This is a genomic window from Candidatus Symbiopectobacterium sp. NZEC127, from assembly GCF_025962675.1.
In the GTDB taxonomy this organism is placed as follows: domain Bacteria; phylum Pseudomonadota; class Gammaproteobacteria; order Enterobacterales; family Enterobacteriaceae; genus Symbiopectobacterium.
The window spans coordinates 1223940-1249509 of the sequence record NZ_JAGFPG010000001.1; the positions used below are offsets into that span (position 1 = coordinate 1223940).

Here is a 25570-nt window from a genome sequence, read left to right on the forward strand (position 1 = left end):
GCCCCGTGAGGTGTCCTGTTCGTATTTCCTCAAATTTGGTGGAAAATACAGCAGGTGAGCATCTACGGAGTGGGGCACTTTAGCAGAGTGCGGTACACTCTTATCATGACAACTCTGATTTTCAGCCAACTTAAGCGCATCGTATGTCTGGATACACCTCCTGCCTGATAAAAATAGGCGCGCTGTTCTCCGCCTTCCTGATAGGGTCTGCGTTCGCCGCAGCCCCCGCACAGGCGCAGCGGGAAGATATACGCCGCAGCGGTTTCGTATACTGCGTCAACGGCGTGGTCAATACTTTTAACCCACAGATGGCGCGCAGCGGCGTGATCATCGATACGCTGGCGGCACAGCTTTACGATCGGCTGCTGGATGTCGACCCTTACACCTACCGTTTGATGCCCGAACTGGCGCAGCGCTGGGAGGTGTTGGATAACGGCGCAACCTACCGATTTTACCTGCGCCACGATGTGCCGTTTCAAACCACCGACTGGTTTACGCCCACGCGCCCGTTAAACGCCGATGACGTAATTTTCAGCCTGCAACGGATGCTGGATAAAAACCATCCGTATCATGACGTGAACGGCGGTGAGTACCCCTATTTCACCAGTTTGCAGTTTTCCGATGTGGTGCAAAGCATCCGCAAGCTGGGTGACTATGCGCTGGAAATCCGCCTTAACAGCCCTGATGCCTCTTTTTTGTGGCACCTGGCGACCCACTACGCCCCAGTACTTTCCGCCGAGTATGGTCAGCAGTTGATCAAACAGGATAGAAAGGAGCAGTTAGACCGTGAGCCGGTCGGTACCGGGCCTTATCGTCTCGAAGCCTATCGCAGCGGTCAATATCTGCGCTTGATGCGCAACGATCGCTACTGGCGCGGCAAACCGCGGATGCAGCAGGTGGTCGTTGATTTGGGCGTCGGTGGCACCGGGCGTCTGTCGAAATTGCTGACTGGCGAATGCGACGTGCTGGCTTATCCCGCCGCCAACCAGTTGCCTATTTTGCGCAACGATCCGCGCTTGCGGCTCTCGCTGCGTCCTGGGATGAACATCGCGTATCTCGCCTTTAACGTGCGTAAACCACCGTTGGACGACATGCGCATTCGCCGCGCCATTGCGCTGGCGATCAACAATGACCGCTTGATGCAGTCTATTTATTACGGCACGGCAGAAACCGCGGCGTCGCTGTTGCCCCGCGCCTCCTGGGCCTATGACAGCGAATCGCGCATTACCGAATACAATCCGGAAGAAGCGCGCCGCTTGCTGACGACCCTGGGGGCAACCGACCTTAACCTCAAGCTGTGGGTGCCCGTCGCCTCGCAATCCTATAATCCGAGTCCGTTAAAGACCGCTGAGCTGATTCAGGCGGATTTGGCGCAGGTGGGGGTGAAAGTGACCATTGTCCCGGTTGAAGGCCGTTTTCAGGAAGCGCGACTGATGGAAATGAGCCATGACCTGACGCTCTCAGGCTGGACCACCGACAGTAACGATCCTGATAGCTTTTTCCGTCCGCTGCTCAGTTGCGCTGCGATTCACTCGCAAACCAATTACACGCATTGGTGCGACCCTACGTTCGACAGCGTGCTGCAAAGCGCCCTCACCTCGCAGCAGTTGTCCAAACGCATTGAGTACTACCAGCAGGCCCAGCAGATACTGGCACAGCAGTTACCGGTGCTGCCGTTAGCCTCTTCGCTGCGTATGCTGGCTTACCGCTATGACATGAAAGGGCTGATATTAAGCCCGTTCGGCAATGCCTCTTTTGCCGGGGTGTATCGCGAGTTTGGCGAGACGCCGACGCCAGAAGGGCCACCGTTGGTGGGTAACGAGGGAGAGCAGCCATGATCATTTTTACCCTGCGTCGCCTGTTGCTGTTGCTGATAACCCTGCTGCTGCTAACGCTGGTCGGCTTTAGCCTCTGTTATTACACGCCCAACGCCCCGCTGGGCGGTGCGACGCTGTTTGACGCCTATGGTTTCTTTATGCGCAGCCTGATGCGCGGCGATCTCGGCATTTCGTCGATTAACGGCGAATCGATCAGTGTGCAGTTAAAAGAAGTGCTTCCCGCCACCATCGAGCTGTGCGTGCTGGCCTTCTCACTCTCGTTGTTGGTGGGTATTCCGCTCGGCGTCACCGCAGGCGTGATGCGCAATAAAACCCCCGACATCATCATCAGCGCCATCGCCTTGGTGGGCTTTTCTATTCCGGTATTCTGGCTGGCGCTGTTGCTGACGCTGCTGTTCTCGCTGCAACTCGGCTGGTTGCCGGTTTCAGGCCGTTTCGATCTGCTCTATCAGGTTGAACCGGTGACCGGGTTTGCGCTGATTGACGCCTGGTTATCCGATTCCCCTTATCGCGATGAAATGCTGATCAGCGCCGTGCGCCATCTGATTTTGCCGATTATTGTACTGGCCGTTGGCCCCACGATGGAGGTCATTCGCCTGATGCGCATCAGCACCACGGATGTGTTCAGCAAGAATTATGTCAAAGCCGCGGCTACCCGCGGTCTGTCGCGCCTGACCATTATTCGCCGCCACGTGCTGCGTAATGCGCTGCCCCCAATCGCTCCGCAACTGGGACTTCAGTTTTCCACCATGTTGACGCTGGCGATCATCACCGAGGTGGTGTTCAGTTGGCCCGGTATAGGGCGCTGGCTGGTGGATGCTATTCGCCAGCAGGATTATTCCGCTATCTCCGCCGGGGTTATGGTGGTCGGGGCGATGGTGATTACGGTCAATGTGCTGTCCGATATTTGGGGCGCAATGGCGAATTCACTGAAACACAAGGAATGGTATGCCCTTCGATAGGCTACCCAGAAAGCAAAAATACACATCAATCGATTAAGCAATGCCCCCTATGATAGGGGCATTATCCTTGCTGCTCGTTCCTTACGCTCTGGCCTCTGCATCCGCGCCACGATAATGTCTTTTATATTACCTATCCCTTTTTTCAGTGGTTATATTCGGGAATACTGCCATCACCGGGAGCCATACGTTATGAAACTCGTCAACCGTTAAGGATGAATCTATAAACAGAATCGGTTCCGAACCTTTTGAATATCCAATAAGACGTGCATTACGTGATAGATGTAACAATCACCCCAAGAGTAGCAACGCTACAATAAAGGAATCATTAATTCTTACGTTACTGAATTAAACGCTCTCCATAAGCCAGATCCCGTGGATAGCCAAAGAAAATATATTCCTTAAGAGCAGTGCCGATGACCCTGTCGCTGCTGCTTATCGTCCCTGATTTTTGCAAACCCAAGCGTCGCATCCCCTATCACCTTCGGTTCAGTATGGTCTCTGCCCCGGCGTGGCAACGCTTTCTGTTAGCTTCCTGCCGTGCGCACCAAATAAACAACGATCGATTATTCGAAATATTCACGCATCCGGATAGCATTACACTCATCAAATCTTTTGCTATGTTGCTGTAACCTGTGCTGATTTAGCGCTATGATAGAGGGTGATTATAATAGAATTTCAGCTATGGGCGGCAGAGATACTTAATTGATATCATTATTGTTTTTAATCATAAGGAGTATCTTGAATGAAAAAAAAACACCTTCTTTATTTTATGTTCCCGCTGTTTTTTTCTGTGCAATTTAGTGCAGAATCCTGTACCAGCCTGGCCATTTTGGATACCAACAATAATTTATACCATGGCCGTACGCTTGAGCTAACGACAGACCTCCCTTCCTGGATAACCTATTATCCTGAAAACACGGTTTTTCAGAAGAAGACACCCGATGGAGAAAATGGGGTACGCTATCAGTCTCATTTCAAAATACTTGCGATTAGTACCAAGGTATATGACGATGGTGATATATATAACATTTTCCAAGGTATGAATAGCGGAGGGCTTTCATTCAGTGCCAACATGATAAATAGCGCTGAGCTTGATGATTTGAAGCCCAATGAATATAAAGATGCCATCCCCGTCACTGCGATAGGCGAATGGGCCTTATCTCAATTTTCTAGCGTCAGTGAAGTCAAAGCGTCGGTAGAAAAGACTAAATTTCGCTCGCCTGTGATTAAAGGATTTGGCAACATTAAAGCGCCATTTCATTATGCGTTTTATGATAAAAACGGCGGCAGTATCGTTATTGAAGCTGTTGATGGTAAATTAAAGGTCTATGAAAATCCAACTCGCGTAATGACCAATGGACCTGGTTTCCCTTGGCACTTGCAGAATCTGAATAACTATACGCAACTGACCAATGTTGATCGCTCTCACTCAACCCTTGGGAACATCCCCGTCAGTCAACCCGACAGCGGTATTGCCGTTTCGGCGCTGCCATCGTCAGACACCTCTGTAGGCCGATTCATTCGTGGTGTATTTTATACGACCTATGCGCAAAAGCCGGCAAATTCACAACTCGCGATGAATACGCTAGCGCACATTATGAACCGCTTTGACCGCATCAAAGATAGTAGTGTGGATGAGAAAAATGGGCAGGGAGACGCTAAGCCATCACAGACGGAGTATACCGTATGGACAAGCCTGTCTGACCTTACGCAAGGGAAAATGTTGGTGAAAGGATATACCGATATTAACTACACAGAATTCTCTTTTGATAAAATCAAAGACAAGAAAGCGCCCTTTTTTGAGAGAATAAATGTGGAACAGTAAACGGCATCCAGGCAGTCCGCAGCGCAGGTGGTGACCTTCGGTGATCCAGGTACCAAATTGCTGCCCGCGCTCTCTTGCCTGCGACGGGGATATCGAAGGATAATCACCTATGCTTAATGCTGCGGGTTTCTTTTCCCTGCGGCATCGGTAAGTAGTGCTACCGGAAATCGAGTGCCTGACATTCAGTCTATGTGAATCATAGATTACCTCTACTTTGTTTCGGTGCTTTCCTGATCCAAGGTAATGATATGATTGATATAAGTAGAGTAACACCACATGCATCAAAAGCAGTTCAAGTGACATCATATGCCCTTCGATAACGTTTACAGTGAAAAGCGCCTGCCCAGCCGGGTGCGTGATATCTGGCAATTTTTCCATCGCGATACGCTGGCGATGATTGGGCTGTACGGCTTTTTGGCGCTGCTGTTTCTGTGTCTGTTTGGCTCAGCCATCGCTCCTTATGCCGTCGATCAGCAATTTTTGGGCTATCAGCTGTTACCGCCCTCCTGGTCACATTACGGTGAAGTCTCCTTCTTTCTCGGCACAGACGATCTCGGGCGCGATCTGTTAAGCCGGTTACTAACCGGTACGGCCGCGACGGTCGGCTCGGCGCTGATTGTCACCTACGCGGCGGCTTTCTGCGGCATTATGATCGGCACCTTAGCCGGCGTAACCCACGGCCTGCGCTCCGCATTATTGAACCATATTCTCGATACGCTGCTGTCAATACCGTCATTGCTGCTGGCCATCGTAGTGATCGCCTTTATCGGCCCGGATTTGGTCCATGCCATGCTGGCCGTGTGGCTGGCGCTGCTGCCGCGCATGGTGAGAACGCTCTACACCGCCGTGCACGATGAGATGGATAAGGAATATGTGATCGCCGCCCGGTTAGACGGCGCATCAACCCGCTATATCATTTGGTACGTGGTGTTGCCCAATATCGGGCCGGTGCTGGTGTCCGAGTTTACCCGTGCGCTCTCTATCGCCATTCTGGACATTTCCGCGCTGGGCTTTCTCGATTTGGGGGCCCAGATGCCGACGCCGGAATGGGGTGCCATGTTGGGCAATTCGTTGGAACTGGTGTATGCCGCGCCCTGGACGGTGATGTTGCCGGGTGTGGCCATTACCCTCAGCGTGCTGATTGTCAATCTGCTGGGTGATGGCATCCGCCGTTCCCTGCTGTCGCAAATGGATTAATGGCGGAGACGAACCATGGCACTACTTGATATTCGTAATCTGACCATTGAATTCCTTACGCCTGACGGCCCGGTCAAGGCGGTCGATCGCGTCAGCATTACCCTGACCGAAGGGGAGATTCGCGGTCTGGTGGGCGAATCGGGATCGGGCAAGAGCCTTATCGCCAAAGCCATCTGCGGCGTGACCAAAGATAACTGGCGGGTGACCGCTGACCGCTTCCGCTTTGATGATATCGACTTGCTGCAACTGTCGCCCCGCGCCCGGCGTAAGCTGGTCGGCCATAACGTGTCGATGATTTTTCAGGAGCCGCAATCCTGTCTCGATCCTTCCGAGCACATTGGCAAACAGCTGATGCTTGCCATCCCCGGTTGGACCTATAAGGGCCGGTGGTGGCAACGCTTTCAGTGGCGCAAACGCCGCGCTATCGAGCTGTTGCACCGGGTTGGCATCAAAGATCACAAAGATATCATGCGCAGCTACCCCTACGAATTGACGGACGGCGAGTGCCAGAAGGTGATGATTGCCATCGCGTTGGCGAACCAGCCGCGTCTGCTGATCGCCGATGAACCGACCAATGCGATGGAATCTACCACCCAGGCGCAGATTTTCCGGCTACTGTCGCGGCTGAACCAGAACAATAACACCACCATTCTATTGATCAGCCATGACCTGCAAACCATGAGCAAGTGGGCCGATCGCATCAACGTGCTGTACTGCGGACAAACGGTGGAAAGCGCGCCGAGCGAAGAGTTGATTACCGCACCGCACCACCCTTACACCCAGGCGTTGATCCGCGCCATGCCCGATTTCGGGCGCTCGCTGCCGCACAAGAGCAGACTCAACACGCTGCCGGGAGCCATTCCGTCCCTTGAATATCTACCGGTAGGCTGCCGTTTGGGCCCGCGCTGCCCCTATTCGCAGAAAAAATGCATGCAGACGCCGCTGTTGGTATCGACCAAAAATCACTGGTTTGCCTGCCATTTCCCGCTTAATACGGAGGAGCAATGATGGATGACATTCTGCTCGAAGCGCGCAACCTGACCAAAACCTTCCGCTACCGTACCGGGTTGTTTCACCGCCAACACGTTGAAGCCGTGAAATCGGTGAGTTTTACGCTGCGCGCGCGGCAGACGCTGGCAATCATCGGCGAGAACGGCTCGGGAAAATCGACCCTGGCGAAAATGCTGGCGGGCGTCATTCCACCGACCTCCGGTGAACTGCTGATTAACGATCATCCGTTATGCTACGGCGATTATCGCTACCGCTGCCAGCAGGTACGCATGATTTTTCAGGACGCGGGCAACGCGCTCAACCCGCGCCAGCGTATCGGCCAACTGCTCGATATGCCGCTGCGCTTGAATACCACGTTGAACGGCCACGAGCGGGAAAAAATGATCAACCAGACGCTGCAACAGGTAGGCTTGCGCCCTGACCACGCCTATTACTACCCACAGGCGCTGGCCCCCGGTCAAAAACAGCGCGTGGGGCTGGCGCGCGCGTTGATCTTGCAGCCCAAGGTGATCGTGGCGGATGAGGCACTGGCTTCGTTGGATATGTCGATGCGCTCGCAAATCATCAATTTGATGCTGGAACTCCAGGAGGAACAAGGGATCTCCTATATTTATGTCACTCAGCATCTGGGCATGATGAAGCATATCAGCGATCAGATCGTGGTGATGCACGCCGGTGAAGTGGTAGAGCGAGGCAGCACGGCAGACGTGCTGGCAGCGCCGCTGCACGATTTGACCAAACGCCTGATTGCCAGCCACTTTGGCGAGGCGCTCAGCGCCGATGCCTGGCGCCGCGACGGTGCACAGTTTTAGCCGGATTCGCCAGCGCGACATCGCGGCAAACGCGCGGGTGATACTGCTCGGAGTACCCCACGGGGGGCAACCATGCTAGAATCGCCCGGTTTACTCACTTCGAACGCCCCGATTAACGCATTCTGTGCAGGCGTTCGCAGCAACTATAATCACAAGGATTACTGCTATGGGTTTTCTAACCGGTAAGCGCATTTTGGTAACGGGTGTTGCCAGTAACCGCTCAATTGCATTCGGTATCGCACAGGCGATGCAACGCGAAGGCGCTGAACTGGCGTTTACGTACCAGAACGACAAGCTGAAATCGCGTGTTGAAGGCTTCGCACAAGAACTGGGTTCCAGCATCGTACTGCCGTGCGACGTTGCGGAAGATGCCAGCATCGAAGCCCTGTTTGCAGAACTGGCTAACGTATGGCCGACCTTTGACGGTTTTGTTCACTCCATCGCGTTCGCCCCGGGCGATCAACTGGATGGTGATTACGTCAACGCCGTGACCCGTGACGGGTTCCGCGTGGCGCACGATATCAGTTCCTACAGCTTCGTGGCGATGGCTAAAGCCTGCCGCGCCATGCTGAACCCGAACTCTGCGTTGGTCACCCTCTCCTATCTGGGTGCCGAGCGCGCTATCCCGAACTACAATGTGATGGGTCTGGCAAAAGCCTCTCTGGAAGCCAACGTTCGCTACATGGCAAACGCCATGGGCGCGCAGGGTGTGCGTGTTAACGCCATTTCCGCCGGCCCGATCCGCACGCTGGCCGCGTCTGGCATCAAGAACTTCAAGAAAATGCTCTCCCACTGCGAGGCCGTGACGCCTATTCGCCGTGTGGTCACAATTGAAGACGTGGGCAATACCGCCGCCTTCCTGTGCTCGAATCTGTCCGCCGGTATCTCCGGTGAAGTTCTGCACGTAGATGGCGGCTTCAACATTGCTGCGATGAATGAGCTGGAACTGGATTAATTTCCAACCGCTATCGATGAAAACCACCGGTATCCGGTGGTTTTTTTTCGTCCCAACTTAAGGCGCGTTTTCTGCCAACCACGCCTGAGCGAAAACAAAGAAGTTTTGCGCCAGTGCCGTCACCTTACCGACCGGCGCCACAACCAGTGCCGCCTGACGCTGCATCGGTGGCAGCGTAAGTGGGCGAAAACGCAGTGCGGGTATCATGTCCGGCAGCAGGCTTCCCTGTGGCACGACGGCGCAGCCCAATCCTAAAAAGACACTCTGCATCAGTTGCATCACCGAGGCACTTTCCACTTTAACCCGCGGCGTCACACCCGACTCGCGAAAGTGTCCATCGAGATAGCGCCGAAAATAGCGGCTGGGCTCTGCCAGACACAGCGACACATCGGCCAAATCCGCTAATGCCAGCGGCGTCTCTCCGATCATCTGCGGGAATGCCTGCGGATGATACACCAGCGCAATGTCGCTGCGGTGCAAGGGTGCCGCCTGGAAAGCCAGCTCTTTGAGCGTGGCAAGTTCGAAAAAACCCAGACCAATATCCACCGTATGGGCATTGAGCGCTTCCAGAAGCTGATCGGCACTGAATAACGAGACCTGATAGTCGAGCTGCGGGTAGCGTTCATGGGCAGCAGCCAGCAGTTGCGGCAGCACCATTCCCGATTGCGGCACGGCACCGATACGCAATACGCCGCTCACGCCGCGCTTGAGCGACGCCACTTCCAGCTTCAATCCCTGATAAATCGAGACGATTTCTCGCGCCCAGGCCAAAACGCGCTCACCCTCTGCCGTGAACCCTTCAAAATTGTTCCCGCGATTGATCAGCGCCAAATCGAGCTCGCGCTCCAGGTTTTTCAGCCGCATTGAGAGCGTGGGTTGGCTGACGAAGCTGGCCTCCGCCGCGCGCCCAAAATGACGCTCTTTCTCAAGATTGCACAGGTAAATAAGCTGTTTGATGTCGATAATATCGTTTCCTGTCGCACACTCGCATTAAGGGAGAGGTCCCCGCGGAAATGACAGTGAAACCAATTTTTCCGTGCACCGCAAGTCATTCGCGTCGGAGGGTTTATAAAATGTGAAATATACCAAGCACATAAATTCAATAGCCCTGGCTAATCGCGCCATAGCCACAGTCGATTAGACGACTGTCGTCCTCACTCTTAGACTGATCACACATCGCAAATATTTAATATAAAATTTACATAACATAAACATTCAACACCTGCGGACACCACCATGAAATTCAAACCCGCCATCAAGCCCTATCAGAGCGCAGCAGGTGGTTGGGGCTCTTTAGAAGCCACAACCCGCTTTGTGCTCGACAGCAAGCAAGCGCTGAAAAATATCCGAAACTTGCTGCGTGTCAATAAATCGAAAGGATTTGACTGCCCCGGCTGTGCCTGGGGCGACGATAACAGCAGCACCTTCAGTTTTTGCGAAAACGGGGCCAAGGCGGTGAGTTGGGAAGCCACGCGCAAAGCCATCGATCCGGCGTTCTTTGCCGCCCACAGCGTGAGCCGTCTGCGTCAGCAAAGTGACTATTTTCTCGAGTATCAGGGGCGGTTGACCCATCCGATGCGCTACGACCGCGCCAGCGATCGCTATGTCCCGATAGAGTGGCAGGAGGCTTTTGCGCTGATCGCCCGGCACCTTCAGGCACTGGAGCACCCCAATCAGTTGGAACTGTACACCTCGGGACGCGCCAGCAACGAAGCCTCTTACCTGTATCAGCTGTTTGGTCGCCTGTTTGGCACCAATAATTTTCCCGACTGCTCCAATATGTGCCACGAAGCCAGCGGTACCGGTTTGAAACAGAGTATCGGTGTTGGTAAAGGCACCATTCGCCTTGAAGATTTTGAACACGCTGATGCCATTTTCGTCTTCGGACAAAATCCCGGCACCAACCATCCGCGTATGCTTCACAGCCTGCGTCATGCCGCCGATCGCGGCGCGCACATCGTGTCATTCAATACACTGCGCGAACGCGGTCTGGAGCGCTTTGCCAACCCGCAAAACCCGCTGGAGCTGCTGACACCGCTGTCCGGCACCATCAGCGAAACCTACCTGCAACCTCATCTCGGCGGCGATATGGCCGCCGTGCGCGGAATGGTCAAGGCCCTGTTGGAGACACATCGTCAGCGTCTGGCGCAGCAGCAGCCGGGTCTGTTCGACAGTGCGTTTATCGCCAGCCACACCGCCGATGTTGAAGCGTACCTGGCGGTGGTGGATGCCACGACATGGGACGAGATTGAACAGCAATCCGGTTTAGGCGAAGCGCAATTACGCGCCGTGGCCGATATCTATCAACGCTCGCCGCGCGTCATTTGCACCTGGGCCATGGGTGTCACTCAGCATAAACACTCCGTGGCTACGGTGCGCGAGATCGCCAATCTGCAACTGCTGTTCGGTCAGTTAGGCAAGCCGGGCGCAGGGTTGTGCCCGGTGCGTGGACACAGCAACGTGCAGGGAAACCGCACCATGGGCATTGATGAGAAACCGAGTCAGGCGTTTCTCGACCGCCTCGGTGCGCACTTTGGTTTCACACCACCGCGCGAATCCGGCCATAATACCGTGGAAGCGCTGGAAGCCATGCTGCGCGATGAGGTTCGCGTGTTGATCGCGTTGGGCGGCAACCTTGCCGCCGCAGCGCCAGACTCGCCGCGCACCGAAGCCGCCCTGCGCCGCTGTCAGCTCACGGTACACATCAGCACCAAACTCAACCGCAGCCACCTGATCACCGGTGAGCAAGACGCGCTGATCCTGCCGACGCTGGGACGCACCGAGCGCGATATCCAAGCCAGCGGTCCGCAGTTTGTTACCGTGGAAGATTCGTTTAGCATGGTGCACGCCTCAGAGGGCGTGGGCTATCCGCTTTCAGAACAGCAGCGTTCTGAGACCGCTATCGTCGCGGGCATTGCCGATGCAACGTTGGGCAGCCAACCGGTGGATTGGCTGGCACTCGCGGGGGATTATTCACTGATCCGCGATCACATCGCCGCCACCCTGCCCGGTTTTAACGATTTCAACCTCCGTTGTGAACAGCCGGGCGGATTCTATCTGGGCAATGCGGCGGCTGAGCTTTGCTTTAACACCCCGAATCGCAAAGCCAATTTCTGCGCCGCTCCGCTGCCGAAAACCCTGTTCCCACAGCTCGGCGCGCAGCAGGCCCCCTTTACCCTGCAAACCCTGCGTTCGCACGATCAGTACAACACCACCATTTATGGCCTGGATGACCGCTATCGCGGCGTTTACGGGCAACGCGAAGTGCTGTTTATCAATCCGCAGGACATCGCGGCGCTGGGGTTGGCTGACGGCGACAACGTAGACATCGAGACACTGTGGCACGATGGTGTCACGCGCAAGGTGAGCGGGTTTCGCCTGGTCAGCTACAACATTCCTCGCGGCAATTTGGCCGCCTATTACCCGGAAACCAATCCGTTGGTGCCGCTCTCCAGCGTAGGTGATGAAACCTCTACGCCGACCTCAAAATCGGTGCCCGTAGCCATAACCCGCAGCCAACGCGATACACAACCTGAGCGACGCATCGCCTGACGTTCAGGCGTCCCGGCAGCAACCGGGACGCCTGCGTTGCAATCGCGTTACGTGATGCATTAGCGGTTATTCTCAAAACGCGAAGATTGCCCTGATTGATATACATCACGCTTGCCGCCAGCACAGGTTTCGCGTAAAACTGTTTGCCATTCATTAGTGTCGTTAATAACCGCATCTGGACATCTCTTTTACTTATTATGTTTCAAGATAATCCGCTGCTTGCCCAGCTAAAACAGCAACTTCACTCCCAAACTCCGCGTGCTGAAGGCGTGGTAAAAGGCACTGATAAAGGGTTTGGTTTTTTGGAAGTCGACGCACAAAAAAGCTATTTTATTCCGCCACCGCAGATGAAGAAAGTGATGCATGGCGATCGCATCGTTGCGACGCTGCACACCGATAAAGATCGTGAAATCGCCGAGCCGGAATCCCTGATTGAACCCTTTTTGACGCGCTTTGTTGGCCGCGTGCAGAAAAAGGATGACCGCTTTGCCATCCTGCCCGATCATCCGCTGTTAAAAGAGGCGATTCCCTGCCGTACCGGGCACGATGCGAATCACACCTTTCAGGACGGCGATTGGGCCGTGGCGGAAATGCGCCGCCATCCGCTTAAAGGCGATCGCAGCTTTCATGCTGAATTAACGCAATACATCACCACCGGTGACGATCCGCTGGCACCGTGGTGGGTGACGTTGTCACGTCATAACCTTGAGCGTACTGCGCCAGAGATGGACAGCGAATTGACGCTCAATGACGGCAACCTGACGCGCGAAGATTTGACCGACCTGACCTTTGTTACCATCGACAGCGCCAGCACCGAAGACATGGACGATGCGCTGTACGCCAAAGACAACGGCGACGGCACGCTGGAACTCACTATCGCCATTGCCGATCCTACCGCCTACGTGGAAGCGGGCACTACGCTGGATACGCTGGCGCGTCAACGCGCGTTCACCAACTATCTGCCGGGATTCAATATTCCGATGCTGCCGCGCGTGCTTTCCGATGACCTCTGCTCCCTGCGCGCCCAAGAGCGCCGTCCGGCGGTAGTATGCCGCGTCACGATCGCGGAAGACGGTACGCTGGGCGACGATGTGCAGTTCTTTGCCGCCTGGGTAGAATCCAAGGCCAAGCTGGTTTACGACAACGTTTCAGACTGGCTGGAGCAACAGGGTGAATGGCAGCCAGAGAACAATGCCGTTGCCGAGCAGATTCGTTTGCTGCACCGCATCGGTATGGCCCGCAGCGCCTGGCGAGCCACCCATGCGCTGGTGTTTAAAGATCGTCCCGATTACCGTTTCCTGCTCGGCGAGCAGGGCGATGTGCTGGATATCGTGGTTGAGCAGCGCCGTATCGCCAATCGCATCGTCGAAGAAACCATGATCACCGCCAATATCTGCGCCGCGCGCATGCTTAAAGAGAAGCTGGGCTTCGGCATTTACAACGTGCATAACGGCTTCGAACCGACGCAGGTCGATCAGGCCGTGACGGTATTGAGCAACAACGGCATTGAAGCGGATGCTGCCGCGTTGTTGACGCTGGACGGTTTTTGCAAACTGCGCCGCGAGTTGGATGCGCTTCCAACGTCATTCTTAGACAGCCGCATTCGTCGGTTCCAAACCTTCGCCGAAGTCTCCACCACGCCGGGGCCGCATTTCGGTTTGGGGCTGGACGCATATGCCACCTGGACCTCGCCTATCCGTAAATTCGGTGACATGATCAACCATCGCCTGCTGAAAGCGATTATTTGCCAACAGCCTGCCGAGAAACCGCAAGATGACATCACGCAACAAATGGCGGAGCGCCGCCGTTTAAACCGGATGGCAGAGCGTGACGTCGGTGACTGGCTCTATGCGCGTTTCCTGAAACCGAAAGCCGGGAGCGATACTCGCTTCAACGCCGAGATCATCGATGTGACGCGCGGTGGTCTGCGGGTGCGTTTGCTGGATAACGGTGCCGTTGCCTTTATCCCGGCCTCGTTTATTCACGCGGTGCGCGATGAGTTAGTCAGCAGTCAGGAAACCGGCACGGTCTCCGTCAAAGGTGAAGTGGTCTACCGTCAAAGCGATACGCTGGACGTGGTATTGACCGATGTTCGCATGGAAACACGCAGTATCATTGCCAAGCCCGCAGCATAACGTTTTGGTGTCGCCAGCCTGCCGGTTGGCGACACTGTTTTCCCCACATCAGGTTCTCCCCGCACCCATCATCGTTAGCCAAAACTGCATTTAATTTACAAAAATTCACTCTTGCTCACATTTTCTCATCTGCACCTGCCGCGCATCACGCTGAAATACACTATGTTTTTAATGGTCACGCCGTTTGCTATGGCGTCACTCCCTATAAAGCCAGCAAAACTCTCGCCCCATTAGTTGGGTAACGAAGGAGCCGTTGTCATGAATAATGTCAAGAGCATAGTGATCTGGCTGTTGGTCGCATTAGCGGGGGCTATCGCCTTCGCTATGCTGGCCTTAAGCCGCGGAGAACACGTTAATGCCGTGTGGTTGGTCATTGCTGCCGTATCCTGCTACAGCATTGCCTACCGCTTTTACAGTCTGTTTATTGCTAAAAAAGTGTTTGAACTGGACGACCGCCGCGTCACGCCGGCTGAGCGCCACAATGACGGGTTGGATTATGTTCCCACCAACAAGTGGGTGCTGTTTGGTCACCACTTCGCCGCTATCGCCGGGGCAGGCCCGTTGGTTGGCCCAATTCTCGCCGCGCAGATGGGCTTTTTGCCGGGCACCATCTGGATCTTGGTCGGGGTGATGTTCGCCGGTGCGGTACAGGATTTTCTGGTGCTGTTTATCTCAACGCGCCGCGATGGTCGTTCACTCGGGGAAATGGCAAAGCAAGAGTTAGGCACCTTTGCGGGTGTGGTCACCATGCTGGGTGCACTGGGGGTGATGATAATCATCCTTTCCGCACTGGCTCTGGTGGTAGTCAAAGCGCTGGCACACAGCCCCTGGGGGGTGTTTACCATTGCAGCGACCATTCCGATTGCGCTGTTTATGGGCGTCTACATGCGCTTTCTGCGCCCCGGGAAAATTGCTGAAGTCTCACTGATCGGTTTTGTGTTGATGATGATGGCCATCGTGTACGGCGGCGACATCTCTGTCCACCCTTACTGGGGCCCCTTCTTTACCTTGCAAGGTACTACACTGACCTGGGCGCTGGTGATCTACGGCTTTATCGCTTCGGTGCTGCCGGTGTGGCTGCTGCTGGCCCCACGCGATTATCTTTCCACCTTCCTGAAAATTGGTGTGATTGCCGGTTTGGCCGTGGGCATTGTGTTCGCCACGCCGGAACTGAAAATGCCGTCAGTGACACGCTTTATTGACGGTAGCGGCCCGGTATTCTCCGGTAGCCTGTTCCCCTTCCTGTTTATCACCATCGCCTGCGGTGCCATCTCTGGGTTCCACGCGTTGGTCTCCAGCGGTACCACGCCGAAGCTGATTGAACGCGAAAGTCACATTCGCATGATTGGCTATGGCGCGATGCTGATGGAATCGTTTGTGGCGATCATGGCACTGATTTGCGCTTCGGTGATCGATCCGGGCGTCTATTTTGCCATGAACTCTCCGTCTGCGCTGATCGGTACCACCGTGGAGCAAGCCTCTCAGGTGATCAACGGCTGGGGCTTTATGATCACACCGGAAGCCCTGAGTGAGATTGCCAAAGACGTGGGCGAAGCCTCTATTCTGTCACGTGCCGGGGGGGCGCCGACCTTCGCCGTCGGTATGGCGCATATCATCACCGAAATTTTTAACAGTCGGGCCATGATGGCATTCTGGTACCACTTCGCCATCCTGTTTGAAGCGCTGTTCATCTTGACCGCCGTCGATGCCGGTACCCGTGCCTGCCGTTTCATGGTGCAAGATCTGGTTGGCCTCGCCGTTCCCGGCATGGGCAAGAGCCACTCCTGGCTCGGTAACATGGCGGGCACCACGGTGGCGGTCGCTGGTTGGGGCTTCTTTGTCTATCAGGGCGTTATCGATCCCCTCGGCGGGATCAACACCTTGTGGCCGCTGTTTGGTATCGGGAACCAGATGCTGGCGTCCATGGCGCTGATTCTTGGCACCGTGGTGCTGTTCAAAATGAAGAAACAGCGCTACGCCTGGGTGACCATACTGCCAACCATCTGGTTGTTTATCACCTCGATGACCGCCGGCTGGCAGAAAATTTTCCATGAAAAAGCCAGCATTGGTTTTCTGGCTCAGGCTAAACGCTTCTCGCAGGGCATTGAGCAAGGCACGCTAATCGCGCCGGCCAAGACCCTCAAAGATATGGAAACCATTGTGTTCAGCAACCAGATCAACGCCGCACTGTGCGGGTTCTTTATGCTGGTAGCGGTTACCATGCTGGTTTCTGCCTTTTTCGTGATTCGCCGTGCTCTGGCAAGCGAGACGCCGACGGCAAAAGAAGTGGCTGTTATCTTGCGTGAAGAGACGCCGCACCGCTAACCGCCTCATTAACGGTGCTGTTTGCCCATGCCCGTCAGCAATGACGGGCATTTTTTACGCCTTCGGCACTAGGATGAGGCCTTCGGTTGCAGCGCGCGTTCGCGTGACTGCCCGACAAAATAGGGCAAAAACAGTTGGATCAGCGGGCCAATCGCAAAGGCATACACCACTGTACCTACGCCCACCGTGCCGCCGAGAATCCATCCCACCACCAGCACCGTCAGCTCGATTCCGGTACGCACATAACGAATTTGCCATCCGGTGCGCGCCACAATCCCGGTCATCAAGCCATCGCGGGGGCCGGGGCCAAAACCGGCACCGATATACATGCCCGTGGCGAGCCCGTTGGTAATGACACCCCCCACCAACAGCGCTGTGCGCGCCCCGAGGTGCTCGAACTCAGGCAGTAAATCCAGCCCCACGTTGGTTGCCAGTCCAATCACGACAACGTTACTGATGGTCCCCAACCCCGGTCGCTGGCGCAGCGGGATCCACAGCAGCAGCACCAACGCGCCGATCAGGATAATGATGGTGCCCACACTCAGGGGCAGATGCTGCGCTAACCCGAGGTGAAACACATCCCACGGGTCCACCCCTAAATTTCCCCGGATCATCATGGCGATTGCCATGCCGTACAGCGCCAATCCCACATACAGTAACCCAAGCCGATACGCCATAGTACTCCACCCCACCATAAGCCCTTCGTCACCAACAGGGTGACGTCATCAAGGAAGTTATGCTACCTTGACGCAAAATGGACTTTATTTTAAGGTCCAGTTTATCGAAAGTGGCTTTTTAATCCGTCTGGGAGTTTACCATGGCTGCACGGCGAATCGGCTCGGCCTCATTACAGCGTCTGCTCGGTAACTGGCAGCAACCCGCATCGCGCATTCCGGCCTATCGCCAGTTGGCAGATAGCCTGCGGCTGCTGATCCTGGATGGCCGTTTGCCGCTGGATACCCGCCTTCCGGGCGAGCGCGATGTGGCGGAAATATTGCACATCAGCCGCACCACGGTGACCGGCGCGTTGGCCGAGCTGCGCAGCGAAGGCTATCTTGCCAGCCGACAGGGCTCCGGCTCCCTCACGACGCTACCCATCGCGCGCACGGAGCCAAATTCGGCCCGGCTGCCGTTGCCTGCGGTCGATCTCTCCTGCGCCGCCTTACCCGCGGGCCCGGAGATCTATCAGGCTTATACGCGCGCGCTGTCTCAGTTGCCGGAGTATCTCGAACTGAGCGGCTATGACGCTGCCGGACTGCCGCGGCTGCGCACCGCGATTGCACAGCGTTACAACGCGCGCGGCCTGCCCACCACGGCGGATCAAATCATGGTGGTGAACGGGGCGGTCAGCGGTTTTACCTTGCTGCTGCGGCTACTGACCGGTCCCGGCGATCGGGTGATTATTGAACACCCGACCTATCCTCATGCAATTGGTGCGATAAAAGGCGCGGCCTGTCGCCCGATTCCCGTGGCACTGCCCGATCAGGGATGGGATACCGATGGCCTTGCCATCACCATCGCTCAGGCAGCGCCGCGCCTCGCTTACCTGATCGCCGATTATCACAACCCCACCGGTCGTTGTATGGACAGTGCCACACGCCGCACCGTGGCGGAGATCGCCGCACGCACGCGCACACCAATGGTGGTGGATGAAACCATGTCGGAACTCTGGTACGACGTGCCGCCGCCGCCGCCGCTGGCCGCCTTTGATGACAGCGGACACGTCATCATGCTGGGTTCGGCGGGCAAAAGCTTTTGGGGCGGGCTGCGGCTCGGCTGGATTCGTGCCAGTGCACGCACCATCGCCGCGCTGATCCAGATGCGCGATACCGTGGATTTGGGCTCACCATTATTGGAACAGCTCGCCTGTGCGGAACTGTTGCAGGATGCAGAACAGATTTTGCCTGCGCGCCGCGCCGGGTTGCGTCAACAGCGGGACGAGACCGGTGCCGCCATCGCGTGCCAGTTTCCTGAGTGGCAGTTGAATACACCCAGTGGCGGTCTCTGCTGGTGGGCAGAGCTGCCACAACCCGTTGCCACCATGCTGGCAGCCAATGCGGAAACTTTGGGGATTCGAATTGGCGCAGGGCCACGTTTTGGGATTGAAGGGGCTTTCGAACGCTTTTTACGCGTCCCGTTTACGCTGCCTGTCAATGAAATTGAAGATGCGTTAATACGCATCAGACCGGTGTGGGATCGCATAGCAGCCCACCGCGTCAGCTATCCACGCGGTGGGTTGATTTAAGTTTATTGCCCGTAATAGGCGTTTTTGCCGTGCTTGCGCAGGTAGTGTTTATCCAGCAGTTCCTGCTGCATCGGGCCAACATCCGGTGTCAACTGGCGGGTAAAGATGCCCATGTAGGCGATCTCTTCCAGTACCACCGCGTTGTGCACGGCGGTATCGGCGTCCTTTCCCCAGGCGAAAGGCCCGTGCGCATTGACCAACACGGCGGGGATATCCAAGGGGGAAAGCTGGCGTTGGTGAAAGGTTTCTACAATCACATTCCCCGTTTCCCACTCATAGCGGCCGTCAATCTCCGCGTCTGTCATCAGGCGGGTGCAAGGGATGGCGCCATAAAAGTAGTCGGCATGGGTGGTGCCAAAGGCCGGTAAATCTTTACCCGCCTGCGCCCAAATCGTCGCATGGCGCGAGTGCGTATGCACGATGCCACCAACCTGATCAAACGCCAGATAGAGTACGCGATGTGTGTCTGAATCCGATGATGGCTTCTTGTTACCTTCAACCACGCGCCCGGTCGCCAATTCAACCACCACCATATCTTCGGCGGTCATCACGGGATAAGCCACGCCCGACGGTTTAATCACCATCAGGCCCTGTTGACGATCGACTGCACTGACATTTCCCCAGGTAAAGGTCACCAGGTGATGCGCTGGCAGCGCCAGATTCGCCTCCAGCACCTGCTGTTTGAGTTCTTCCAACATCATTCGCCCCCCTTTCATCCGATAGGATATTGTCGGGGAGTCGGAGGGCGGCACCCATGGGCTAACTGGCTATAAACCCTGCTAGGTTCTGCTGCGCATCAGCCTTTATGACCGGGAAGTCATTTATCACCGCGCTGCCTTAATGACGTCAATAGCATTTACGGCAAACCCTGCGTGAAGCAATTAGGATTTTTCCACCTGCCCAGAGCACTTCCGACGATTATACTAAGTGAAAGAGTGAGATGGCCGACAAGGTCAGATTAAATAGTGCAAATATCGTGTAATGCGATATTTTTCCGCCGTCGCGGGCGAAAACATCAGGAGATCACCATGATTGTGAAAAAAGGTTTCGTCGTTACTGCCCTCGCCGTTGCGTTAGTCATGACGCTTAGCGGCTGTTCCAACATGTCCAAACGCGATCGTAATACCGCCATTGGCGCTGGGGCTGGCGCAGTCGGTGGGGCCATCCTGACCGGTGGCGGCACGCTGGGCACGCTGGGCGGCGCTGCTATCGGTGGCGTTATTGGGCATCAGGTCGATTAATCGCCGGTGACAGCAGGGGCCTCCCTGCTGTCACGTTTCTTATCAGCCGCCCGCCAGCTTAACCTTCAATCCCTTCGCTTCCAGCAGCTGTTTTAACAGATCGCGCTTATCGCCCTGAATCTCAATGGCGCCCTCTTTCACGGCACCGCCACAGCCACATTTCTTTTTCAACTCTGCGGCCAACGCGGTCAGTGCGGCATCATCCAGATCGAGGCCGGTGATAATGCACACGCCCTTTCCTTTGCGCCCGCTGGTTTGCCGTTGAATACGCACCACGCCGTCGCCTTTCTCACGCGTTACCGGAGTCGGTTCTTCCTTGATGCGTCCGGCGTCGGTGGAATAGACCAACCGACTGTTGCTGTCACTCATGCCTGTCCTCCCGCCAACAACGAATGCCGAATCTGCGCCAGCGTTTGCGCCGGATCGGCAGATTGGGTGATCGGACGCCCAATCACCATGTAATCAACCCCTGCCGCCTGCGCCTGTTCCGGCGTCATAATGCGGCGCTGATCGCCACTGGCGCTGCCCGCCGGACGGATCCCCGGCGTGACCAACGTAAACGCGTTACCGCATACCTGTTTCAGGCGTTGTGCTTCCTGCGCCGAACACACCACACCATCCAATCCACAATCACGCGTCAGCACCGCAAGACGCTCGGCCTGCTGCGCCGGTGTAGCGGTGATGCCTAACGCCAGCAGATCGTCGGCTTCCATGCTGGTCAATACGGTCACGGCAATCAGCAACGGCGCATCGGCACCAAAGGGCTGCAATGCCGCTTTCGCCGCTTCCATCATACGCCGACCGCCACTGGCATGGACGTTGACCATCCACACCCCTAACTCTGCCGCTGCTGCCACTGCATGCGCAGCCGTGTTAGGAATGTCGTGAAATTTGAGGTCCAAAAAAACGTCAAAACCGCGCTGCTGTAACGCTTTAACAAATTGCGGACCGAATAGGGTAAACATCTCTTTGCCCACTTTCAGCCGACAATCCTGCGGATTGATGCGATCGACGAACGCCAACGCGAGATTCTGGTCAGCATAGTCCAACGCGACAACGATCGGCGACGTAACGGCATGCGGTGGGGTGATGTGTTCGCTCATGTGGCCCTCAGTTTTGCTTGGCGATTAAATCCGTGGAGTGAGATTGGTCCGCGTATGAAAATTTTTCGCCGCATTCTACCCTTCTCGCCCTCGAAAGCCCAGCGGCCCTGCTGGACTGCGCTGCATTTCGCGCGGTGTTCACCGCGGATTTGCTGTCAAATACAAGTATGTTGTAACTAAAATGGCGTTTTTATAAACCAGACAACGGCATAAGACGTACCTTACGCCTCAGACTATTGTCCATCCAGACCACGGATTGGTTTGATGCTGGCCCAGGCGCGGCATGACGGACAGTGCCAGTAGAGAGATTGCGAGGTGAAGCCACACTTCTGGCAGCTGTAGCGCGGTTTGGTGCGTATCTGTTCTCCCACCATATCGCGCAGCACCAGCAGGCTCTCTTTGGCCCGACCATCTTCCGCTTCACTTAAGTGGAAATCCATCAGACGATGGAAAACCCGCATTGTCGGGTGGCGCTGTAACTGGCGGTTGATGTAAACCTGCGCCACTTCAGCCCCTTCTTTGCGCTCAAGGATATCCGCCAGCATCAGATCGGCGCTGGCGCCGGTGCTCTCTTCAACACAGCGTTTGAGAAAATCTTCCCATGCCTCCGACGCAGGCAAGTGCTGGTAACAGGTCTCCAGCATCGGCAAGGTTTCGCTGACAAAGGCTTTATCTTGTTCCAGCACCTGCTGGAGCACTTCTACCGCAGGCGCATAACGCTCCTGAGCGATATGGATGCGCCCCATCATGATCGACGCACGCGCGCACGCTTTATCGGTTGCTGCGCCCTTTTTCAGTAGCGTCAGGGCTTTATCCAGATCGTCACTGCTCATCGCTTGCAGCGCCAGTTCACAGTAGAAATGGGCGATTTCCGTATTCAACTGCGGCTGACCAAGCTTGACCAGTTTTTCCGCAATATCGATAGCCTTCTGCCAGTCACTGGTGGCCTGATAGATCTGCAACAGTTGTTGAAGCGCGCTGCGACGAAAATCCTCTTCATCCACCAGTTGGGCGAAGATCTCTTCAGCGCGGTCATACAGCCCGGCCGCCATATAATCACGCCCCAGTTGCTGCACCGCCAACAGGCGCTGTTCGAACGACAGCGATGCGCTTTCCGTTAATGCCTGATGAATACGAATCGCGCGATCGACCTCGCCGCGAGAGCGGAACAGGTTACCGAGCGTCAGGTGTGCCTCGAAGGTGTTACTCTCGTCCTTGAGCATGTCAAGGAACAGCTCAACTGCTTTATCCTGCTGATTGGAAAGCAAAAAGTTTACGCCCGTCACATACTCTCGCGACAAGCGGTTGGCTTCCTGATCCTTGTCTTGCTGCGCGCTTCTGCGGCCCATGTACCACCCGTATGCGGCGGCCACCGGCAATAACAGAAACAGCAGTTCTAACATAGAGGAGGATCCTTAGTGGGAAGCAGAGGGCGCAGAGGGCGGCGTTTCGCTCTCTGTCACAGACTGTTGCTGTTCCAGACGTTTGATTTTACGCTGCGCACGGCCCAGCGTGATGCGCAAACGCAGGTAGAATAAACCGCAGATTACCCACCCCAGCACAAACCCTACCGCGAACAGCGTCGCAAGTAGCGTGGAAACGCGATATTCGCCCTGCGCCAGCAGATAGTTGAAGGTGACAACCTGCTCGTTATGCGCCCCCAACGTAATGGAAATGATGAATATCGCCAGTACCAATAAGAAGATCAGCAAGTATTTCACGTTCTTGTTCCTGTGATATCGCCTTAACCTGATGATTATGCCAAATGTTGGCGCTAAACCCCATAGAATTATCCATTATAGCCCGATAAAGGGCACGGCTAACTGAGGTAGCATCAGGCAACAGCGGCAGCGCCGCCTGTTTTTGCGCAACCTGATAACAAAAAGCGATGATCGACAAAACGCGATTCAGGCAAAAGCAATTTTATATAGGGCAAGAGCGCATAGCGGGCTTCAGCCGGAGGCATGAAATGGCCGCTGGCATTACTCCAAAAAGCCAGCCGCTGTTGAACGAATTTTAGCACCCCGGCGAAGTGCACCTTGGTGACATTCACAAACGAAGAGTGCCCCTTGAGGGGGATCCTGCTTATCGGTTCTTCCGGGCAGGCCAGCGCGGCACACTGGATCTTATACGGCGCGTCGACAGGGATAATGAAAACATAATAACCTTCAGTGTGTGAGGCTACGCCTTCGATCGCATTGACCATTCGGTACTCCGCGCCCCACTTTTCCAAGGTAAAAATTTCGCTCGGGCCGTAAGGCAATTGCACCGTTTTGCCTTTGACGATGGGGTGTTGCGACGCCAGTGTGACTTTCAGCCTCAGATGTAAACTCTCTAGCGCGTCTTGTAATGTGGTTCCATCATTGGCCATCACTTGATTTAACCTTGCCCGCACCCCCGCGTTCACGCACCTTGTAGGGACCAGCACCACAGGGACCCGTTTGCGTTTGCGCTGGTGTGTATTGGTCACGCAGAGGACGTTACGTATCAAGCGGTTCAACGGCATCCGCCACGATGTGTGATCGTGACCGATTGTCCATCTGCATGGCACCCCGGGGAGGTTCACAGCCGGACCAACAATGCCAGAGATCATACCGACGTGACCCTGACGTCGGCGTTGCTCGCACTGCAATACAGTGAAAAACGCATTATGGGATAGGTCCCTTGTTCCCCTTTTGGGGGTCATTTTCACTTTGCGTTTCCTGAGGTGAGCGCGTTAATGGACCGCACCAGCGCTGCGCCAGCGTACAAGCCAGCACCACCAATACCCAGCTCATCAGAGTCGCCGCGATCAAATCCTGCGGCCAGTGCATGCCCAAGACCAAACGACTGCCCATCACTCCCGACGCCCACACCATCAACACCACCACGGTTTTATAGTGCCGCCGCGCCCACAGCAACCCGACCGCCAGCAACGCCCAGGTTGCCGCAAACAGGGTATGCCCTGACGGGAAGGCAAAGCCCGTTTCAAATTGCCAATGGGCGCGCAGCCATTCAGGTATCTGCGTCTGTGCGCTCAGCTGTTCAGCCACCAGACGCGCGCGTTCAGGACGGGGCAACGAATAGAAATAGCGTTCGTCGACCTGATAGGCCTTTTCCAACCAGACCACAAAGGGGCGCGGCTCCTGAAGCCGCTCTTTAATCAACGATTTCATGCCCTGGCCGACCAGCACCGTCAACGCCATGATCGCCAGCACGCCCAAGGCCGGTTTGAAACGAAAGCGTAAGCACCACAGAAACCAGAGCGCCAACAGCGCGCTGGTCACTATCCCCCAAGGACGTGTCACCGTTTCCGTAACCCAGAACAGTCCGTGTAGCCACACCCCCTGTGTTTCGGGCTGCCATTGCCAGCCGCTCAGCCCTACGGCAATCGGCAATAACAACAGAATACCCGCACCGAGGGCGGTGCGTTTGGCGATGTCGTACATAGCTTCCCCTGTATCTCCCCATCATCAGTAACCGCAGAAACACATGACTGAAGACGGGGGGCAATTCACAAATTTTTCATAAATTTATCATGAAATCTCAGCCCCTTCGTCAATGGAACGTAAACTACTCCATCGTTATGTCAGTATCTGTGCTGCTGTACAGGCATGGTGCGGAGGCAATCGGATAAGCCTGCGCAGTTTGCCTTTGGTTTTGTTTAACAACGGCGTTTTTACTGGTTAATTGCGTTATCCGGCAGTAGGATATGCCCAATCTTTTTGTGTTGGAGATGTAAAATGCAGCTTAAACGGGTGGCCGAAGCAAAATTACCCACCCCCTGGGGCGATTTCCTCATGGTAGGATTCGAAGAGTTAGCCACAGGACACGATCACCTCGCGCTGATTTTCGGTGATATCTCCGGTCCAGCGCCTGTTTTGGCACGTGTCCATTCCGAATGTTTAACCGGTGATGCATTGTTCAGCTTGCGCTGCGATTGCGGTTTCCAACTGGAAGCGGCTCTGGGCCATATTGCTGAAGAGGGGCGTGGTGTGCTGCTCTATCACCGACAAGAAGGGCGTAATATCGGCTTGTTAAACAAGATTCGCGCCTATGCGTTACAGGACTTGGGGGCCGATACCGTCGAAGCGAATCATCAACTCGGCTTTGCGGCTGATGAGCGCGATTTCACGCTGTGTGCGGATATGTTCAAGCTGTTGGGCGTAAATGAAGTGCGTTTGCTGACCAACAACCCGCAAAAAGTAAAAATCCTCAATGATGCAGGTATCAACATTGTTGAACGTGTGCCGTTGGTGGTGGGACGCAACCCCAAAAATGAGCGCTATCTGGCAACCAAAGCCGCCAAAATGGGCCATATGCTGGATCTTCCGCCGCGTTAATGCTGGTGTATAGCGACGTACCGCTATCAACCACACACTGACGCTGC

22 protein-coding genes and 1 pseudogene are annotated in these 25570 nt (G+C 55.4%); 13 read left to right on the plus strand and 10 right to left on the minus strand.

Annotated elements, in window-relative coordinates; translation table 11 throughout:
* Positions 1–143 precede the first annotated feature (143 nt).
* The 3 genes from sapA (at position 144) to J5069_RS05510 (ending at position 4625) form a co-directional block, all read left to right on the plus strand.
* Complete coding sequence (gene sapA, locus J5069_RS05500) at positions 144–1838, plus strand: ABC transporter substrate-binding protein SapA (protein ID WP_319801658.1); 1695 nt, start codon at positions 144–146, stop codon at positions 1836–1838.
* Entirely contained in the window at positions 1835–2800 is a 966-nt protein-coding gene (sapB, locus tag J5069_RS05505; RefSeq protein ID WP_264642900.1) for a putrescine export ABC transporter permease SapB, read from the plus strand. Before sapA ends, sapB begins: the two co-directional genes overlap by 4 nt.
* 742 nt (positions 2801–3542) lie before the next feature.
* Complete coding sequence (locus tag J5069_RS05510) at positions 3543–4625, plus strand: linear amide C-N hydrolase (protein WP_264642901.1); 1083 nt, start codon at positions 3543–3545, stop codon at positions 4623–4625.
* A 39-nt stretch (positions 4626–4664) separates the two neighbouring features.
* Here J5069_RS05510 and J5069_RS05515 read toward each other — a convergent pair.
* Positions 4665–5003, minus strand: a pseudogene (locus tag J5069_RS05515) (Arm DNA-binding domain-containing protein); the annotation flags it as partial.
* Here J5069_RS05515 and sapC point away from each other — a divergent pair.
* The 4 genes from sapC (at position 4932) to fabI (ending at position 8600) form a co-directional block, all read left to right on the plus strand.
* The gene (sapC, locus tag J5069_RS05520; protein WP_264642902.1) at positions 4932–5822 is read left to right on the plus strand and encodes a putrescine export ABC transporter permease SapC; all 891 of its coding nucleotides are present in this window, start codon (positions 4932–4934) and stop codon (positions 5820–5822) included. The pseudogene J5069_RS05515 and the gene sapC overlap by 72 nt on opposite strands.
* A 15-nt stretch (positions 5823–5837) precedes the next feature.
* Positions 5838–6830 (plus strand): putrescine export ABC transporter ATP-binding protein SapD, encoded by a 993-nt coding sequence (gene sapD, locus J5069_RS05525; protein WP_264642903.1) that lies wholly within the window; start codon positions 5838–5840, stop codon positions 6828–6830.
* Positions 6830–7645, plus strand: a complete 816-nt coding sequence (gene sapF, locus J5069_RS05530) for a putrescine export ABC transporter ATP-binding protein SapF (protein ID WP_264643740.1) — start codon at positions 6830–6832, stop codon at positions 7643–7645. Before sapD ends, sapF begins: the two co-directional genes overlap by 1 nt.
* 166 nt (positions 7646–7811) lie before the next feature.
* Positions 7812–8600, plus strand: coding sequence for an enoyl-ACP reductase FabI (gene fabI / locus J5069_RS05535; RefSeq protein ID WP_264642904.1), 789 nt, complete (start codon positions 7812–7814; stop codon positions 8598–8600).
* A 57-nt stretch (positions 8601–8657) separates the two neighbouring features.
* Here the strand turns inward: fabI and J5069_RS05540 are convergent, their stop codons facing one another.
* Positions 8658–9563 (minus strand): LysR family transcriptional regulator, encoded by a 906-nt coding sequence (locus J5069_RS05540; RefSeq protein WP_264643741.1) that lies wholly within the window; start codon positions 9561–9563, stop codon positions 8658–8660.
* A 273-nt stretch (positions 9564–9836) separates the two neighbouring features.
* Between J5069_RS05540 and J5069_RS05545 the strand changes: the two genes are divergently transcribed.
* The 3 genes from J5069_RS05545 to J5069_RS05555 all read left to right on the plus strand — a co-directional run bounded on the left by J5069_RS05545 (position 9837) and on the right by J5069_RS05555 (position 16612).
* Complete coding sequence (locus J5069_RS05545; protein WP_264642905.1) at positions 9837–12152, plus strand: FdhF/YdeP family oxidoreductase; 2316 nt, start codon at positions 9837–9839, stop codon at positions 12150–12152.
* A 197-nt stretch (positions 12153–12349) separates the two neighbouring features.
* Complete coding sequence (locus tag J5069_RS05550) at positions 12350–14287, plus strand: exoribonuclease II (RefSeq protein ID WP_264642906.1); 1938 nt, start codon at positions 12350–12352, stop codon at positions 14285–14287.
* A gap of 258 nt (positions 14288–14545) precedes the next feature.
* Positions 14546–16612, plus strand: a complete 2067-nt coding sequence (locus tag J5069_RS05555; protein WP_264642907.1) for a carbon starvation CstA family protein — start codon at positions 14546–14548, stop codon at positions 16610–16612.
* A 68-nt stretch (positions 16613–16680) separates the two neighbouring features.
* On the opposite strand, the gene J5069_RS05560 is transcribed toward J5069_RS05555, so the two are convergent.
* Positions 16681–17289 carry a YczE/YyaS/YitT family protein gene (locus J5069_RS05560; protein WP_264642908.1) on the minus strand — a complete coding sequence of 203 codons (609 nt, stop codon included), beginning with the start codon at positions 17287–17289 and terminating at the stop codon, positions 16681–16683.
* Positions 17290–17429: 140 nt separating this feature from the next.
* On the opposite strand from J5069_RS05560, the gene J5069_RS05565 reads away from it, so the two are divergent.
* Entirely contained in the window at positions 17430–18857 is a 1428-nt protein-coding gene (locus J5069_RS05565; RefSeq protein WP_264642909.1) for a PLP-dependent aminotransferase family protein, read from the plus strand.
* A 2-nt stretch (positions 18858–18859) separates the two neighbouring features.
* Here the strand turns inward: J5069_RS05565 and araD are convergent, their stop codons facing one another.
* Entirely contained in the window at positions 18860–19555 is a 696-nt protein-coding gene (araD, locus tag J5069_RS05570; RefSeq protein ID WP_264643742.1) for an L-ribulose-5-phosphate 4-epimerase, read from the minus strand.
* A 330-nt stretch (positions 19556–19885) separates the two neighbouring features.
* Here araD and osmB point away from each other — a divergent pair, with 330 nt between their 5' ends.
* The gene (gene osmB, locus J5069_RS05575) at positions 19886–20098 is read left to right on the plus strand and encodes an osmotically-inducible lipoprotein OsmB (RefSeq protein WP_264642910.1); all 213 of its coding nucleotides are present in this window, start codon (positions 19886–19888) and stop codon (positions 20096–20098) included.
* A gap of 42 nt (positions 20099–20140) precedes the next feature.
* Here the strand turns inward: osmB and yciH are convergent, their stop codons facing one another.
* From yciH to pgpB, 6 genes are all read right to left on the minus strand, one after another.
* Positions 20141–20467, minus strand: coding sequence for a stress response translation initiation inhibitor YciH (gene yciH / locus J5069_RS05580; protein ID WP_264642911.1), 327 nt, complete (start codon positions 20465–20467; stop codon positions 20141–20143).
* Complete coding sequence (gene pyrF / locus J5069_RS05585) at positions 20464–21201, minus strand: orotidine-5'-phosphate decarboxylase (protein WP_264642912.1); 738 nt, start codon at positions 21199–21201, stop codon at positions 20464–20466. Before pyrF ends, yciH begins: the two co-directional genes overlap by 4 nt.
* 233 nt (positions 21202–21434) lie before the next feature.
* Entirely contained in the window at positions 21435–22604 is a 1170-nt protein-coding gene (lapB, locus tag J5069_RS05590) for a lipopolysaccharide assembly protein LapB (RefSeq protein ID WP_264642913.1), read from the minus strand.
* 12 nt (positions 22605–22616) lie between these two features.
* Complete coding sequence (locus tag J5069_RS05595) at positions 22617–22922, minus strand: LapA family protein (RefSeq protein ID WP_264642914.1); 306 nt, start codon at positions 22920–22922, stop codon at positions 22617–22619.
* A gap of 113 nt (positions 22923–23035) precedes the next feature.
* Positions 23036–23575 carry a hypothetical protein gene (locus tag J5069_RS05600; protein WP_264642915.1) on the minus strand — a complete coding sequence of 180 codons (540 nt, stop codon included), beginning with the start codon at positions 23573–23575 and terminating at the stop codon, positions 23036–23038.
* Between the two features lie 274 nt (positions 23576–23849).
* On the minus strand, positions 23850–24629 hold the full coding sequence (pgpB, locus tag J5069_RS05605) for a phosphatidylglycerophosphatase B (RefSeq protein ID WP_264642916.1): 780 nt from the start codon (positions 24627–24629) through the stop codon (positions 23850–23852).
* Positions 24630–24923: 294 nt separating this feature from the next.
* Between pgpB and ribA the strand changes: the two genes are divergently transcribed.
* Positions 24924–25523: a GTP cyclohydrolase II gene (ribA, locus tag J5069_RS05610; RefSeq protein WP_264642917.1), complete on the plus strand. Its 600-nt coding sequence runs from the start codon at positions 24924–24926 to the stop codon at positions 25521–25523.
* The last annotated feature ends 47 nt before the right edge of the window (positions 25524–25570 follow it).

Bases quoted from the DNA above. Each gene is read 5' to 3' on its own strand.
- sapA (WP_319801658.1), top strand. From the start codon at position 144: ATGTCTGGATACACCTCCTGCCTGATAAAAATAGGCGCGCTGTTCTCC.
- sapB (WP_264642900.1), top strand. From the start codon at position 1,835: ATGATCATTTTTACCCTGCGTCGCCTGTTGCTGTTGCTGATAACCCTG.
- J5069_RS05510 (WP_264642901.1), top strand. From the start codon at position 3,543: ATGAAAAAAAAACACCTTCTTTATTTTATGTTCCCGCTGTTTTTTTCT.
- sapC (WP_264642902.1), top strand. From the start codon at position 4,932: ATGCCCTTCGATAACGTTTACAGTGAAAAGCGCCTGCCCAGCCGGGTG.
- sapD (WP_264642903.1), top strand. From the start codon at position 5,838: ATGGCACTACTTGATATTCGTAATCTGACCATTGAATTCCTTACGCCT.
- sapF (WP_264643740.1), top strand. From the start codon at position 6,830: ATGGATGACATTCTGCTCGAAGCGCGCAACCTGACCAAAACCTTCCGC.
- fabI (WP_264642904.1), top strand. From the start codon at position 7,812: ATGGGTTTTCTAACCGGTAAGCGCATTTTGGTAACGGGTGTTGCCAGT.
- J5069_RS05545 (WP_264642905.1), top strand. From the start codon at position 9,837: ATGAAATTCAAACCCGCCATCAAGCCCTATCAGAGCGCAGCAGGTGGT.
- J5069_RS05550 (WP_264642906.1), top strand. From the start codon at position 12,350: ATGTTTCAAGATAATCCGCTGCTTGCCCAGCTAAAACAGCAACTTCAC.
- J5069_RS05555 (WP_264642907.1), top strand. From the start codon at position 14,546: ATGAATAATGTCAAGAGCATAGTGATCTGGCTGTTGGTCGCATTAGCG.
- J5069_RS05560 (WP_264642908.1), bottom strand. From the start codon at position 17,289: ATGGCGTATCGGCTTGGGTTACTGTATGTGGGATTGGCGCTGTACGGC.
- J5069_RS05565 (WP_264642909.1), top strand. From the start codon at position 17,430: ATGGCTGCACGGCGAATCGGCTCGGCCTCATTACAGCGTCTGCTCGGT.
- araD (WP_264643742.1), bottom strand. From the start codon at position 19,555: ATGTTGGAAGAACTCAAACAGCAGGTGCTGGAGGCGAATCTGGCGCTG.
- osmB (WP_264642910.1), top strand. From the start codon at position 19,886: ATGATTGTGAAAAAAGGTTTCGTCGTTACTGCCCTCGCCGTTGCGTTA.
- yciH (WP_264642911.1), bottom strand. From the start codon at position 20,467: ATGAGTGACAGCAACAGTCGGTTGGTCTATTCCACCGACGCCGGACGC.
- pyrF (WP_264642912.1), bottom strand. From the start codon at position 21,201: ATGAGCGAACACATCACCCCACCGCATGCCGTTACGTCGCCGATCGTT.
- lapB (WP_264642913.1), bottom strand. From the start codon at position 22,604: ATGTTAGAACTGCTGTTTCTGTTATTGCCGGTGGCCGCCGCATACGGG.
- pgpB (WP_264642916.1), bottom strand. From the start codon at position 24,629: ATGTACGACATCGCCAAACGCACCGCCCTCGGTGCGGGTATTCTGTTG.
- ribA (WP_264642917.1), top strand. From the start codon at position 24,924: ATGCAGCTTAAACGGGTGGCCGAAGCAAAATTACCCACCCCCTGGGGC.